Here is a 15,007-nt window from a genome sequence, read left to right as displayed (position 1 = left end):
ACGAACAACAGTACAATTATAGACCTATGCTGGATAATCAACTTGACCCCATCGACCGTAGGATACTGCATGAATTGACACAGGATGCTCGAATTCCTTACGTGCAACTAGCCAAAAAGCTGCACGTATCTAATACACTTGTGCATCAACGCGTAAAAAAACTGCGTGATAGCGGGGTATTAAAACAAGCCGTTTACCGACTGGATGCCTGGGGCTTGGGCTACCAAACGTCTGCTTATACCCAGATTATGCTGGAAGAAGCTAAGTTGCACCGTGCGGTGGAAGACGAGCTGGCCAAAATTCCGGAAATTGTCGAGTGTGTAAACATTGCTGGCCGGTATGCGCTGATGGTCAAGATATACGCCACTGACAATCGTCACTTACGCGATATCATTTACGAACAAATCCTTACCATTTCCGGGGTCGAAGGAACCAATACGACCATTGCTTTTGAGACGGCGTTTAACCGTACGGTCCCGATTTAAGGAAAACAAGCTACCAATGGTATGAACAAGCAAACGACTGATTTACAGCTGCGTTTCCAAAAAGACATACGCCCCTATGGTGTTTCTTCCGAGCTAGAAGCCCTATGGTGGAACGAGATCGTTCAACACTACGGCAACCCCAAACGCGCATATCACAATTTGGATCACCTAAGGGCATTGTTCCGCTGGGCGGATAGGTATAAAACACTGCTGGCCGATCCTGAAATTGTCTATTGGGCTATCTGGTACCATGATGTCATCTACCAAGCTCGTCGCCGGGACAATGAAGAACAAAGTGCTCTCCTAGCCGAAAATCGCCTTAATGAGATAGGACTAACAGCTGCGAAAACGATCGAAGTGGCCGCCTATATTCGTGCTACTTCACAACACTTAAATGTAGAAGCGACTGGAGATTTGGCTTTTTTTCTGGATTTCGACTTGGCGATCTTAGGAGCTCCAGCCCAGGAATACAAACAATACGCGGAAGCCGTACGACAGGAGTACCAGCACGTGCCGGGCTTTTTGTATCGCCGTGGCCGGAAAAAGGTTTTGCGCTACTTTTTGGATGCTCCCCGACTTTATCGGACGAAGGTGATGTATGAGTTATTGGAGGAAAAGGCCAAAGAAAATCTACGCCAAGAATTAGGACTTTAGAGAGTTCCTAATAAATAAAGCAACCCTTCTCCGTCGGCCAGAAAAAGGGTTGCATGGAAATCAATTTACACAAAACGTATTTTAGTAGTAGCCAGACAGGCCACTTTTAAGCAGGCATTGGCATTTTGTAGAAAAATTGCTCTTGGGTGATTTTTCCCTCAGTGACTTCATAAACGATGATTTCCGAGATCGTTGCCCGAGGTCTTCCTTTCATAGTAGCGTCAAGCGTCATCACAACAGAGAAGTGATCGCCGGCTACAATGGGGTCAGAAACCTCCAGGCTGTGGAATTCTTCGGTCATCTCCTGAAATTGTTGAGACTTTATCAACAGGTTATTCAGGCCCTTTACTTCTGCATTAGGAAAGCCCGCTGGCTCCAAACCTACGGCATCGTCGGCAAACAACTCTTTGTACGCTTGGTCACTTTGCCCTTGACGACATAATGTAACAAGCCGTTGAGCGATTTCTTGAGTGGTCATAAAACATGGTTTTAGTTTACAAATCAGGTGATCATTAAGTCGGTGAGCAAATATACTTTAATTGTTTTTATTTTTTATTAAAAAAAATTATTTGTTTAAAAAAAGACACCTGATTACGCTACGTTTCCAAAAAGATTCTCAGATCACCGATTTCGACCACTTGGTGGTTAAATAAAATTCCCTTAATCCCTGTATCTTTAGGGCAAAAGAAAGTAACCCCATGCGGCAGAAGCTGGAAACCGAACAGAAAGCCTTAGAAATTAACCTTGACGACTCCGTTTACGGCACTTTTGCCGAAATTGGCGCCGGCCAGGAGGTTGCCCGCTACTTTTTTCAGGTGGGAGCCGCCGCTGGCACGATTGCCAAAACGATGTCGGCATACGATAAGATTTACTCCGACCATATATATGGTACCGAACCTACGGGGCGGTATGTTTGCCAATCGAGACTTTACAAGATGCTCGATCATGAGTATGACTTGATTAGCACTCGCTTGACACACGAACGACCAGGTACTAATTTTTTCGTTTTCGCGGATACCGTGGCAGCGATCAACTACTCTCGTACCATCAAAGGCGATGGCTGGTTAGGCTTGCGTTTTCAATTGAAACCAGACCAAGAGCCTAACGAACTGATTTTGCACGTGCGAATGCTCGATAATGACAATCAGTTGCAGCAGCAAGCCATTGGTGTTTTGGGAGTCAATTTGATTTATGCTTGTTTCAATTATTACGAGCAGCCCAAGGAGATGCTTCAATCACTGCTAGATGGTTTGGAGGGGCGGGTAAAAATTGATATGGTTCGCCTAACCGGTCCGGAATTTGATCATATCGACAATCGTCTTATCTGCCTATGGTTGGTGAGGTATGGCCTGACAGAGGTGGCTATTTTCAACCCTGACGGACAGAGTATCCATGCCTCAGAGTTTTTGTATAAAAAAGATGTGTTGGTCGTTAGAGGAAGTTACAGACCACCTACTTTGGTCAACCTCGACATGATTAAAACCTCTAACCAGCAGTTTCGAAACCACCCCAAAGTAGAGGCTAGCCGGACCTTCCTAATGACGGAGATCACCCTTGACAACCTCCGGTCAGAAGATGGTGAGTTGGACGAAAAAGACTTCCTGGACCGGGCAGAGTTACTATGTGCATTGGGGCAAACCGTTATTATATCTGACTGTGAAGAACACCAGAGGCTGGTCAGCTATCTTGCCGATTACAAAGTAAAACAGCTGGGGCTGGTGCTCGGAGTTAGGCCTTTGCTGGATATGCTCAACAACCAGTATTACCAAAATATGGAAACGCGCCTATTGGCTGCTTTTGGTGAATTGTTTGCACGCAATGTCCGTATCTATGTTTACCCGTATATGCAGGAAGGCAATGCCGAGCTGATGACCGCAGAGACGCTCCCGGTTCCCGAAGGTCTTAAGTTTTTGTACCGCCATTTACTCGACAATCAGCAAATTGTAGATGTTAAAGGCTTCCATGCTGAACATCTCCACATCTTTTCGAAAGATATTCTCAAAAAAATCAGAGAAGGTGCTTCTGGTTGGGAAAACATGGTACCACCAAAGGTAGCGGCGCTCATCAAAGAAAAATGTCTATTCGGCTACCCTACGGAGACTTTGGAGTTTGAGTATTAAGCCTGCATTGGGATACACAGGTAGCTTTGCGCCTTTTGACTAGCCTCTAAGGACTAAAAAATGCCTATCGCAAGGGTACGATTGGCACCTACCTACATTTCAATTTCATACCAAATGTAGTTTCTCCCAACAAGCCTTACTTTTGTAAGATGAAGCGCAAACAACTTTTTCCTTCAGAAAAGTTATTGATTTTACTAATTCTGGTATTGCTTGCTGGTTGTGGAAGCAAATCAGGGGAGAAACTGCACATTGCCACCGCTGCAAATATGCAGTTTGCAATGGAAGCCCTAACCCAAGCATTTACAGCAACAACAGGCATTGCTTGCGAAACTATTATCAGTTCTTCCGGGAAACTAACCGCTCAAATAACGGAAGGAGCACCTTTTGATGTATTTGTGTCTGCTGATTTAAAGTACCCACAAGCCTTGGTTGATGTACAATTAACGGATGGCCCGGTACGCGTTTATGCTTATGGGCAACTGGTGCTTTGGACCAAAAAAACAACGCTAGATATTTCTATTGCGGCGCTTACCAAAGAGGAAGTTCGCCATATTGCCATGGCCAACCCCAAAACAGCACCCTATGGAGTGGCGGCAGCACAAGTGCTTTCTTATTATCAACTCACAGACACCGTACAACCAAAGTTGGTATTTGGAGAAAGTATCGCTCAGACGAATCAGTTTATCATATCACAAGCTGCTGAAATTGGGTTCACCGCACGATCCGTCGTTGAAGCGCCTATATTGACGAACAAAGGTCGATGGATGGCATTACCTAATGAGAGTTACGAACCTATAGCACAGGGCGTAGTTGTACTAAAAGGGAACGAAGAAAAAGTAAAGCAAGCACAGCAATTTGCTGATTTTCTGCTTACCGCAGAAGCAAAGAATATTATGATAGCGCATGGTTATTTGGTACCCGATAGTACGCAGCTGCAATGATTGACTGGACACCATTATTACTTACATTCAGGTTAGCATTGATTACCACTTTGCTGCTTTTGGTGGCATCTATCCCATTGGCCTATTGGCTTGCTTATTCTAGAAATCGTATCAAGCCCATCATAGAAGCATTGGTAAGCATGCCATTGGTATTGCCGCCAACGGTACTTGGTTTTTATTTATTGATAGCCTTTAGTCCTGCTAATAGTTTTGGTGGCTGGATAGATGAACACTTGGGCTTACGATTGGTATTTTCCTTCGAAGGATTAGTGCTGGCGTCGATGTTATACAGTTTACCTTTTATGGTACACCCTATCCAATCTGGGCTCAGTAATTTATCTCCCTCCTTAAAAGAGGCAGCTTATGTATTGGGGAAATCACGATGGACAACCCTTTGGCAGGTGTTATTACCCAATATAAAACCATCATTGCTTACTGGTATCGTACTGGCTTTTGCCCATACTATCGGGGAATTTGGTGTAGTATTGATGATTGGCGGTAACATTCCCGGAGAAACAAAAGTAGCCGCCATTGCTGTATACGACGAGGTAGAATCCATGAACTATGCAGCAGCCAACAGCTATTCTATCGTACTTTTTATTACCACTTTTATCATTCTTTTACTGGTATACCTCTTCAATGGTGGTCACTTTAAACGCTCCTGGTTATGACCCAAATACAGGTAAAGAAAACCCTCAATGCCGCCGAAGGGGAAATGCTGCTAAACGTAGATCTTCAGTTACCGCCTCGTCAACTTATTGGTCTATATGGCAAATCTGGCGCTGGTAAAACATCACTTTTAAGAATCCTGGCCGGATTATTTTCTCCCGACGAAGCACAGATTATCGTTAATAACAAAACCTGGATAGATACTCGAAAAGGCATTTTATTATCCCCTCAAAAACGAAAAGTTGGGCTTGTCTTTCAAGATTATGCGCTTTTCCCCAATATGACGGTGCGAAAAAACTTGCTCTTTGCGCTAAGCAAAGGACAATCGCCTGAGATGGTAGAAGAGCTTATCGAACTCAGTGAGCTGGGCGATCTACAACACCAACTGCCACCAAAATTATCCGGAGGTCAACAACAACGGGTAGCTTTGGCACGCGCACTCGTACAACGCCCGGAATTACTACTACTGGATGAGCCTTTATCTGCCTTGGATCAGGAAATGCGCGAAAAACTGCAGCAATATTTACTCCGCGTACACCAAGCCTATGGCCTGACGACGATACTGATCAGCCATAACCAAGAGGAGATAGAAAAAATGGCAGATTGGGTTGTGGTGTTGGATGCAGGAAAAGTAGTGAAACAAGGGAAGGTGGAAGATGTTTTTGACAATGTCGCTCCAGAACAGTTGATCACCTTAAAAGGTACTTTAATAAAAACCGAACATTCTGCTGGTGGCACTTTGCTAACGATTGAAAATGGGGATAATGTTTGGAGGGTATTGGACGACGAGGTCCGTGAATATCAAATTGGGGAAGACGTGCGAGTGGAACTAGAAGCTAAGGAGGTGAAAATTGCAAAAAAATAAATAACGAGAAAAAAGTAGGGAAACGAAGCTTAGTGGCACAGCACCCTCAAGTGGGAGGGACCCAACCCAGCAGCCCGGAAACCGGAGCGCCCCCTGTCTAAAACCAGACTAAAGGGCGTGCGAAACACCTGCTCTGAATGCTCAGAACAGCCTAACAACACGCAAAAAACACCTCTGAATCCTTCTTGACAAGCGAAGGGTTATTGACCTCTGATAGCTAAATGAGTTGTCAATTCATCTAGGAAGTTCCAATATATTTAAAAGTTTTTAAATAAAAAAATAAAAACTTTTAGTTTTACGGATTCAATCAAAACTATTCCTGTCGTAAGATCTGTTGAAAAGCATTAATTTAGTGCCGCTTTAAGAACCAAAAAATCCCAAAATTAACTAACATGAAAACGTATCTCTTCTCTCTTTTACTTCTTGCTTTTTGCTATGCCTGTGGAAGCTCTTCCACAGATATTCAGCAGGATACCACCAAGGAAGAACCTGCTCCTGAAGCCGTCGCCGTCGCTAAAAAAACGATGACGGCACCTATCGATTCTTCCCTGAATATTGATTATCTCCGAGGCAGATTCAACCCGGCCACCCATCCTGATTTTACCAAGGTTAGCCCTGGACTTACGGATGGCGACGGCACCTACTATTTGCGCAAAGATGCTTACGCTGCATTCCAGGAGATGCACGCGGCCGCAGCCAAGGAAGGCGTAAAGCTGGAAATCGTATCTGCCACCCGCAATTTTGATCGCCAGAAGAGTATATGGGAAGCCAAATGGAACGGCAACCGCCTTTTGGAAGGGCGCGAAAAAGCCCCCGAGGTGTATCCAGTCCCCAAAGATCGCGCCCTGGCAATTCTGCGCTGGAGTTCTATGCCGGGTACCAGCCGTCACCATTGGGGGACAGACATGGACATCAATAAGCTTACCAATAGCTATTTTGAAAAAGGGGAAGGCCTGAAAGTATATGAGTGGCTGACTGCTCATGCTCATGAGTTTGGTTTTTGCCAGCCCTATTCCCCAAAAGGGACTGAGCGACCAAATGGCTATAACGAGGAAAAATGGCACTGGAGCTATGAACCCATTGCTCGGCAGTTAACTGATTTAGCGAGTACTGAGCTACGTGATGAGCAGATTGATGGCTTTGAAGGCGCAGCTACCGCCGTAGAAATTGGCGTCGTAGAAAAATACGTTTTAGGCGTCAGCCAACAGTGTAAAGAATAGACTTAAGTTGATAGCTACGGTACAAGAATTATCCAGATTTTTGTCAAATTTGTCCAGATTTTACTCGGAAGATGTCCTCACCTTTATAGTGTGGACATCTTCCTTAGTTTAATGGGGTACAAATACTGGTATAACACTAAGTTTTACCCCCTCTGAAATGCACAAAAAAAGGTGCTTTACCACTTATCCGAGCAAAAGTACTTCCTGCCACTTGTAAGATTCCACTTACCCTGATAGGCTTGAAAAAGCCTGGTTACTCCCCTTAAATTGCTGGTATTCCGGTTGAGATACCGGGGCAAACATCCAGCGTAAAACAGCTATTAAGTTACTCCTTGTTAAGCGTACCTGCTTAGCACTAGTTGCTGTTTGCCAAAATGAGCATTGATCCAATTTACTGACAAACCCGTATTGCCATGCAATTTGAGAAAGCTTCCCTTAACAGTTATTCCCTACAATTATTTTTCCACGGCCAGAAAAATATCATTACCGATATCCCGGAAATTTAGAGACGCTGCGTTAGTATCTCTTAAGCATCTAAAACCCAACTATATCAAAAGATGGAGCAACCAGGCCTTATTGTACAGGGCATTGCGTTGCTCCATTTCTTTCCGCAATTCGGCTTTAAGTTGAGGAAACGTAGGTTCAAGACGTAGCTTGGATATCTTTTTGATATAAAATGCAAAATTCAGCAATGCTTCTTTCTGCCCCTTCGCTACTTTGTCATTCCTGCGCAAGTAACGTTCAAAAGCATCGGCCTGTGCCAAGATAAGTTCGGTATGATCTTCGCCTTGAAGACCTGCTTCTACAAAGATCTTAATCAACAATACCCTCGCTTGAATTTGGTAGTAGATATTCAAAAAGCTTACTTCTTGTAAAAGCTTGGTCGCCATTTCAGGTTGCCGGTTAGCATAATGCCAAAGTGCAGTAGCAAGCGCCTTGGCATCCTTTCTGTTGTGAACAGGAAGATAAGGTGCATAATCTTCAATGAATTTTTGACACCAGGCGATCTCTTTGGCACGTAGTGCAACATTAACGATGCTGATATAAGTCATATCGTTCAGTCGTTGATGCTCCAAAAGAAGTGCATGCCTAAGGCCTAGCTGATAGAGTTGCAAATTTTCAAAAACAAAACCGCCGTCACCACTATTTCCTTGCTTGATCGTATAATTAATCAAACTCTGTAATAAGTATTGCTGCTGCTGACGGTGAAAAGACGAAAGGTTATTTTCGAAGAGTTCTTTTAGTTGGTAATAAGCGGCCGCATTGCCAGACTCCAGCAAATCGAGCATCGCTAAATAGGCACCAGTCATCGGGTTATCTACCGGATAATCGGCAATGCCTGCCCGAATTTCTGGCAACAGCCAAATATTATATTGCTCATCTAGTGGTTTTTCCCGTGCTTTAACCTCACAACTAAACGAGAGCTTATCCAACATAAAACTGCGATCCAGTTGCCGCATCGCTTCTTCGTATTCTACTTTACTGAGGTTGAATTGATCGGTTTCAGGGTGGTTGAAATAAAGACGATTAAGTTGAAACTTTTGGTAGTAAAAATCCGCATTCCGATAAGGAAGTCCTTCGAGCGTTTGGTGAGCATTTGCTGTTTCTTTTGTAAAAACAGGGTAAGCTGAAGGGCGTTCAGCCAGCGCTCGTAGCAATAATTGATCCTGTGTATGTTCCTCTTTTTCCAACTGTAAAACTTGTAAGTATTGCCGAAGTAAAGCCGTAAAAGCAGACATCAGATTCAATAACTTTTGGTGATCATAAGAGCGATCAGGAAAAAGCTGCTGGAAGACTTTTTCTTTCTGCAATTTGGCATGCCGGTAATCGGGATACCACTTGCGTACCAACAAATAAAAATTCACTATCCGAGGATTGGCATTATATATCGGCGATTTTAAAAACTGTAGTAAACGCTTAAGTTCTGCCTGATTCAGGAGTCGTAAGTGTTGAACAAGCTTGCTTTTGTACATTTTTCACCCGAAAGGGAAACTGGTTTCATTGGTAAATTTAATTTTTTATCCTTATTTATTTTAAAACAATCCACTCTTTACCAAAACATTGCACTAAAAAACAATACTTTAAAGTATTATTACTAAATAAAAATGTCTTTCTCTTTTCTTCTTTAGAATTCCTACTTTTATTTGTCTCGTTTACCTAAAGCCCAGCAAGCCAGGTAAACCACCCCGTATTCAAACCCTTTACAATTACTTATGGCGACAATTGATACTCCTCGTATTTTTGCTCTATTGGTCGGAATCAATGATTATCCTGCACCGATTCCTCGTCTAAATGGTTGCTTAAATGATATTCGCAACGTAGAGCAATATCTTCGAGAACATATTGCTATCGACGAAAATCAGGCAGCAAAAAACNCCAGCCATACCCCTTCCAATTTATCCATCACGCAAGAGGGGCCTTTACACCTTTGTGTGCTCGAAAACGAAGAAGCAACCTATACCAACATCATCAACGCTTTTCGGGAACATCTGCATAACGCTGGCCCCGACGATGTCGTTTGGTTCCACTTTAGTGGCCACGGAACAGAGGGCTATACCGCCAAGGAATTCAGAGAAACACTGGAACCCAATGGTAAAGACCAAAACCTGGTGTGTTATGCCAAAAATCCAGAGCAAGAACATTTTTTACTCGCGGATAAAGAATTGGCCGTCTTATTGCACGAGGTTGCCAACCATGACACCAAGGCCAGTCCGCCGCACATCGTCGTTTCGTTGGATTGCTGCCATTCTGGATCAGGCACCAGAGATTCGGAGTGGGAACTTACTGAAATCACAGAAAGAACCGTTAGCCTTCAACAATTTGACACCTGGGAAGAAGCCGAGGCTACCGGTGCCTTGCGGGAATTGAGCAGTTACCTGGATGGTCATTTCGAGAAAAACCCGATGGCCCTTCCGTTATCAGAGCACATTCTTTTCTCCGCTTGCACAAGTATCCAAACGGCAGGTGACACTCCCACCGGAGGCATTTTCACCCGAAGCCTGATAGAAACCCTAGCCACCGCCAACGGACCATTAAACTACGCCGATCTTTTTATGCGCACGCGTGCTACCGTCAAACAGGCTCGCAAAGAACAGCTGCCCCAGTTTGAGACGATCGGCGGGTTTGATCCTTACCGTCAGTTTTTAAATGGAAAACCACACGGCACCCCTGACCTTTTCGAACTCGTCAAAGAAGGAAACCATTGGATGATCAAGTGTGGTGCAATTCACGGCATTCCCGTGCGCCCCACCACCCCCATCACGGTAGAAATAAGAGCCTTTGGCCCAAGCGGAGAAACACTGGGCACCGGCCACCTCACATCCGTAGGTGCTCACAAAAGCAAAGTAACCCTGGCGGACGCTCTTGCTCTTGACGCAAAAGCACTTTACCAAGCTAAAATCACCTACCTTCCTCTGCCCGCTTTGCACGTCGGCCTAACGGGAGAAGAACAGGCGGTAAAAGAAATTATTGAGCAATGGCAAGACTCCCTGGGTATTAAATGGGTAACGGAAACAAGTGCAGTAAAGGAAGCCGAATTACTGGTAGAGGTCGCTGCCGAACACTACCACATTACCGACCAGCGCACTCAAAAGCAGGTATATTCTTTGGAGCGAGCAGTAGATAACGCTCCAAAATTGATCGTAAGTAGCCTGGGTAAAATAGTCCGGTGGGAACGAACACTCGCTTTAGCAAACGAAAAGTCGAGAATTCGCTCCCGGGTGGCCTTGGAAATGGAAGTGCTGCTAAATCAAAACAAAAAACAAAAAATCACTGGAGAGACCATCGTATTCGACACAGCCAGCACTGATTTCATTAAACACCAAAATGCATTCCTTGCCGGTTTTTTACCACAGCTAGTGATCAAAAACACCAAGCAGCAATTGTATTGCTACCTTTTTCACTTACGCAGTGATTACAGCATTTCGGCGTACGAAGGAGGGGCCGTTTTTCGGCCAGACGAACATCCAGGCTTGCAAGAAGTAATACTCCCTCTTTTGAAAGAACATAAAGGCTGGGGCTTAGGCGCTGATGATAAATCCGCCGATTCTTATTTCAAACTCTTTGTCACCACCGAAGAATTGGATTACCAACAACTGCTCCAAAGCGGGCTTGGAGGAGATCGCGCCGCCAACTGGAACTGGAAACCCATTGGCGTAAGTGACGAGTGGTGTACGCTCACCATGAGGGTACAACTCACCTCAGGCATTTAAGTAACCCGCATTAACTTTAAAAGGATTCAACATGTCAGCCAATACCCATATCCAACTTCCTTTCACTACCAGCCACGCTTTTATCGTGGGCATCAACGACTATCAGCACCTCACACCACTCAGCACGGCAGTGAACGATGCGCAGGTAATTGCAGAGCGACTAGCAGAGCAACATGGCTTCAAGGTACACGCCCCCTTACTCAATGCTACCCACGAATCATTGCACAAGCTCCTTACGGAAGACATCCCTAGGTTGGTTGATAAAGACGACCGCGTGCTTTTCTACTTCGCGGGCCACGGCGTAGCACTCGACGGAGAAGAAGGCCCCAACGGCTACCTCGTTGCTGCCGACACCCGCCCAGGGCAGGAAGAGACACTTATACCGATGGCAACCCTACACGACGCGCTCACAACCTTACCTTGTCGGCACGGGCTACTCATCCTGGATTGCTGTTTCTCTGGTGCCTTCAAGTGGTCGTCTGGCTTTAGGGACGTGATCTTTGACTTACCCAAAGTCATCTATGAAGAACGATTCTGGCGTTACTGCAAAGACCCGGCTTGGCAGGTGATCACTTCCTCTGCACATGATCAGAAGGCGGTGGATATTATCACAAATCAAAGCCTGGGTTTGCGCGAAGAAGGCGGTGGCCATCACTCCCCCTTTGCGGCCTCCTTGTTAGAAGCACTAGGTGGCGCTGGCGACGTCATCCCCGCTGGTAAAGGCGATGGAGTAATGACCGCTACCGAAATATATTCTTACTTGCGTGACTCCGTAGAAACACAGACAACAGAGAATGCCAAGCGGCAAAGTCCTTCTATTTTCAACCTCAAACGGCATGATAAAGGAGAGTTTATTTTCCTCAATCCTAACCATCGTTTTAATCTGCCGCCTACGCCTGACCACAACCCCTTCATGGGCCTTTCTTCCTATAGTGAAGATGACGCCAACCTCTTTTTTGGCCGCAACCGTGTCGTTGAAGTACTCCTTGAAAAGGTGAACGCAAATTCCTTGACCGTGGTCAGTGGTGCTTCCGGCACAGGCAAAAGCTCAGTCATCAAAGCTGGTGTATTACCTCAGTTGCGTAAAGCAGGGCGTACGATTCTACCAATTATCCGCCCCGGCAAAGAACCCATGCAGACCATTGCCACCGAGCTACCGGGTATTGAAAAGCAGCTCAAAGATGGCTCTCCCGTTCTGGTTATCGACCAATATGAAGAACTGATCACACAATGCCTGAACCCGGAGGAGCGACTGGCCTTTGAACAACAAATAGCACAGTGGCTACAGCAATATCCTGAGTTGGACATCATCCTAAGTATCCGCGCAGATTTCGAACCACAATTCGAGAGCGAAGCATTGGCTCCATGGTGGGCCAAAGGGCGTTATGTGGTGCCTTCCTTCAGCTTGGATGAAGTACGGGAAGTGATTACCAGACCTGCCGCCCAGGCCGTGCTTTTTTACGAACCAGAAGACCTGGTTGAACAAATCAGCGAAGAAGTAAGCCAAGCACCCGGTGCTTTGCCCTTACTTTCTTTCACCTTGAGTGAATTATACCACGCTTACCTCAAAAGTGGTCGGGAAGATCGCGCCCTGGCGCAAGAAGATTATGTAAAACTGGGTGGCGTGATCGGCGCATTACGTACCCGTGCAGATGCCGAGTATGAGTCCCTGAACCCGGCAGAGCAAACCAGTATGCGCAAGCTTATGCTACGGATGGTTTCTGCGGAAGGTGGCGAACTGGCAGGCAAACGCATTTTTGTGGACGAGCTTCAATTTAGCAACACTGCCGAAACGACTCGCCTTCGTATCATTGCCGACCAATTGGTCAATGCACGCCTCCTCCTAAAAGGTACGGATCGCCAAGGGCGCACCTTCATAGAACCTGCTCACGATGCGCTGGTACGCGCCTGGGCTCGACTATGGGAATGGATCAAAACCGTAGGAGAAAGCAAAATCACCCTGCACTACAAGCTGGGGCAAGCGACCAATGAATACCACGGATTACTAGCCACAGCACCCAAAAAAGCCCGCAATCTCTTGTGGAACAACAACCCCAGCCTGGATTTACTCAAGGTAGAATTATTGGACAAGGACCATGCTTTTAACAAGCAGGAAGAAACCTTCGTGCGCAACAGTTTGAAACGGCGGTCCGCAAGAAAACGTACGACATGGGGAATCACTATTGGCGTGATCGCGGGGCTCTCTATTTTGTCGCTTTTTGCTTATAACAATAGTGTAAAGGCAGAATCAAGCGCACAGCTTGCCCAAGAAAATGAGCAGCGTGCTAATGAGCAGCGCGACATAGCAGAACAAGAAACACTCAATGCGAACCTACGAAGTCTACTGGCCGAAGCTCGCTCCAAAGAAGATTCGGAGCCGCTACGAGCACTTCGGCTGGCAGAGCAAGGCTACCAGGTAGCCAACGAAAATGGCCTCGAAACACAAGAGTTTACCAAAGAACTCATAAAACTGGTCTACAGCCCCCGGCGCTTTGAGCTAGATCCGGCCAGTCGCTTTTCGCCCATAAAAATCAACCCATCGGATCGAGTAAAGAATCACACCTTACGCATTAACGGTCAGGTTGTCGAGGAATATGGGCCAAACCAGGCATTGGTAAATCGCTATACCAATCCTGGTATGTTTACAGGAATAGTAAAAGCCGAATTTGATCCTGGCGGAAACTTTGTAATCGTTGAGTACGGCCCTGAAGGAGGGGAAGTATCAGGTAATTGTTTTGCGCTTTTCCAACATGGCGGTGCTGAAATCGAAGATATCTATGCGCGGTTATATATTGACTACTACAAGAAGAATCCATTTTTTGCTAACCAAAACGGAGATAAAATTGCCATTTTTGATGATGACCATGCGGTTCAACTGCTTGGTGTTTATCGCCGCGATGCAGCACCCCAAAAGCTTGAGCGTATCAGTGTTTACGGAGCCGAAACTGCTGGTATTTCTTTGAGTCCATCGGGAGATTTCCTGGCGGCAGCATCCACCGATGGAAACGTCAAGGTTTTCAATTTAACGGGCCGTAGAGAAGAGGTTGTGGTGCCAATTTGGGAGTTTACTGCTCATCAAAACAAGCCTATTCCTACTTTAGAATTTTACAATGATGAAAAAGTACTAAAAACCACTACAGAAGACGGGGCAAGTAAGTATTGGTCATTAGAAAAAACCTTCCCCTACCCTTGTGGAGAAGGACACAAATTTGGCGTTCACGAAAGCTGCCTGGATGTTTTTACCGGAGCAAGTATCCGTTTTAAAGCAGTCAGTGATATCTACAATGTCAAAATCGAAAATGAGCAGTATACCTTAAACAACAAAGCATTCTATTCCAAGAATGGGGAAACGTTGATCCTCCTAAACCTACCCCATCACGACAATGATCCTTTTTTTGGAGCTTTCTCAGAGGACAACCGCTATATTCAAATCAAACATGATGTTTACACTCTTGATCCCGTGTTAATTCTCAGCTACATCAATAACTACAACGCACTAGGCCCGTTGGCAAAAATTGACCTGGAGAATAGTACCCCGGCCACTGCTCCAGCGCTAAATCATCGCAACAACGCAGCAGCCAATAACGAGTCACAGCAAAATGTAACACCACCACCTACACCTGCATCTTCCGGCCCTACTTACGGCGTACTCACTGGCGACAACGTACGGGTTCGTGAAGCCCCTGTAAGTGGTACACCCATCTTTAAATTGAGCATAGGTGATCGGGTCACCATTTTCGAAGAAAAAACTCCAGCAGGAGAAAAACACGCCTGGTACCTTATTCAAAATCAAAAAGGAAGGGGTTGGATCAGAAGTGATTTTATAAAAAAAGAGCAGTAGG

Annotated in this window: 11 protein-coding genes; 9 read left to right on the top strand and 2 right to left on the bottom strand. The window is 45.5% G+C overall.

Annotation, left to right across the window (positions count from 1 at the left end; translation table 11 throughout):
• Window positions 1-26 precede the first annotated feature (26 nt).
• Together A3EU_RS0117490 and A3EU_RS30940 are read left to right on the top strand one after the other, a co-directional pair.
• Window positions 27-485, top strand: a complete 459-nt coding sequence (locus tag A3EU_RS0117490; protein ID WP_020537489.1) for an Lrp/AsnC family transcriptional regulator — start codon at window positions 27-29, stop codon at window positions 483-485.
• 21 nt (window positions 486-506) lie between these two features.
• A complete protein-coding gene (locus A3EU_RS30940) occupies window positions 507-1,139 on the top strand; it encodes an HD domain-containing protein (protein WP_020537488.1) in 633 nt (210 codons plus the stop codon).
• 106 nt (window positions 1,140-1,245) lie between these two features.
• Here A3EU_RS30940 and A3EU_RS0117480 read toward each other — a convergent pair whose 3' ends face one another.
• Window positions 1,246-1,617 (bottom strand): nuclear transport factor 2 family protein, encoded by a 372-nt coding sequence (locus tag A3EU_RS0117480; protein WP_020537487.1) that lies wholly within the window; start codon window positions 1,615-1,617, stop codon window positions 1,246-1,248.
• A gap of 220 nt (window positions 1,618-1,837) precedes the next feature.
• Here A3EU_RS0117480 and A3EU_RS0117470 point away from each other — a divergent pair, with 220 nt between their 5' ends.
• From A3EU_RS0117470 to A3EU_RS0117450, 5 genes are all read left to right on the top strand, one after another.
• The gene (locus A3EU_RS0117470; protein ID WP_020537485.1) at window positions 1,838-3,259 is read left to right on the top strand and encodes a hypothetical protein; all 1,422 of its coding nucleotides are present in this window, start codon (window positions 1,838-1,840) and stop codon (window positions 3,257-3,259) included.
• A gap of 149 nt (window positions 3,260-3,408) precedes the next feature.
• On the top strand, window positions 3,409-4,200 hold the full coding sequence (gene modA / locus A3EU_RS0117465; protein ID WP_020537484.1) for a molybdate ABC transporter substrate-binding protein: 792 nt from the start codon (window positions 3,409-3,411) through the stop codon (window positions 4,198-4,200).
• On the top strand, window positions 4,197-4,871 hold the full coding sequence (gene modB / locus A3EU_RS0117460) for a molybdate ABC transporter permease subunit (RefSeq protein WP_020537483.1): 675 nt from the start codon (window positions 4,197-4,199) through the stop codon (window positions 4,869-4,871). The genes modA and modB overlap by 4 nt, the downstream gene beginning before the upstream one ends.
• On the top strand, window positions 4,868-5,734 hold the full coding sequence (locus A3EU_RS0117455) for an ATP-binding cassette domain-containing protein (protein WP_020537482.1): 867 nt from the start codon (window positions 4,868-4,870) through the stop codon (window positions 5,732-5,734). The genes modB and A3EU_RS0117455 overlap by 4 nt, the downstream gene beginning before the upstream one ends.
• A 392-nt stretch (window positions 5,735-6,126) precedes the next feature.
• The gene (locus tag A3EU_RS0117450) at window positions 6,127-6,954 is read left to right on the top strand and encodes a M15 family metallopeptidase (RefSeq protein WP_020537481.1); all 828 of its coding nucleotides are present in this window, start codon (window positions 6,127-6,129) and stop codon (window positions 6,952-6,954) included.
• 545 nt (window positions 6,955-7,499) lie between these two features.
• On the opposite strand, the gene A3EU_RS0117440 is transcribed toward A3EU_RS0117450, so the two are convergent.
• Window positions 7,500-8,819: a hypothetical protein gene (locus A3EU_RS0117440; RefSeq protein ID WP_156825806.1), complete on the bottom strand. Its 1,320-nt coding sequence runs from the start codon at window positions 8,817-8,819 to the stop codon at window positions 7,500-7,502.
• A gap of 348 nt (window positions 8,820-9,167) precedes the next feature.
• On the opposite strand from A3EU_RS0117440, the gene A3EU_RS0117435 reads away from it, so the two are divergent.
• Both A3EU_RS0117435 and A3EU_RS33050 read left to right on the top strand, forming a co-directional pair.
• On the top strand, window positions 9,168-11,165 hold the full coding sequence (locus A3EU_RS0117435; protein WP_020537478.1) for a caspase family protein: 1,998 nt from the start codon (window positions 9,168-9,170) through the stop codon (window positions 11,163-11,165).
• Between the two features lie 31 nt (window positions 11,166-11,196).
• On the top strand, window positions 11,197-15,006 hold the full coding sequence (locus A3EU_RS33050) for an nSTAND1 domain-containing NTPase (protein WP_020537477.1): 3,810 nt from the start codon (window positions 11,197-11,199) through the stop codon (window positions 15,004-15,006).
• The last annotated feature ends 1 nt before the right edge of the window (window position 15,007 follow it).

Source organism: Lewinella cohaerens DSM 23179 (genome assembly GCF_000379805.1).
Taxonomy (GTDB): Bacteria; Bacteroidota; Bacteroidia; order Chitinophagales; family Saprospiraceae; genus Lewinella; species Lewinella cohaerens.
The sequence above is the reverse complement of the archived record's forward strand: the minus strand, read 5'-3'. Positions and strand labels throughout refer to the sequence as shown.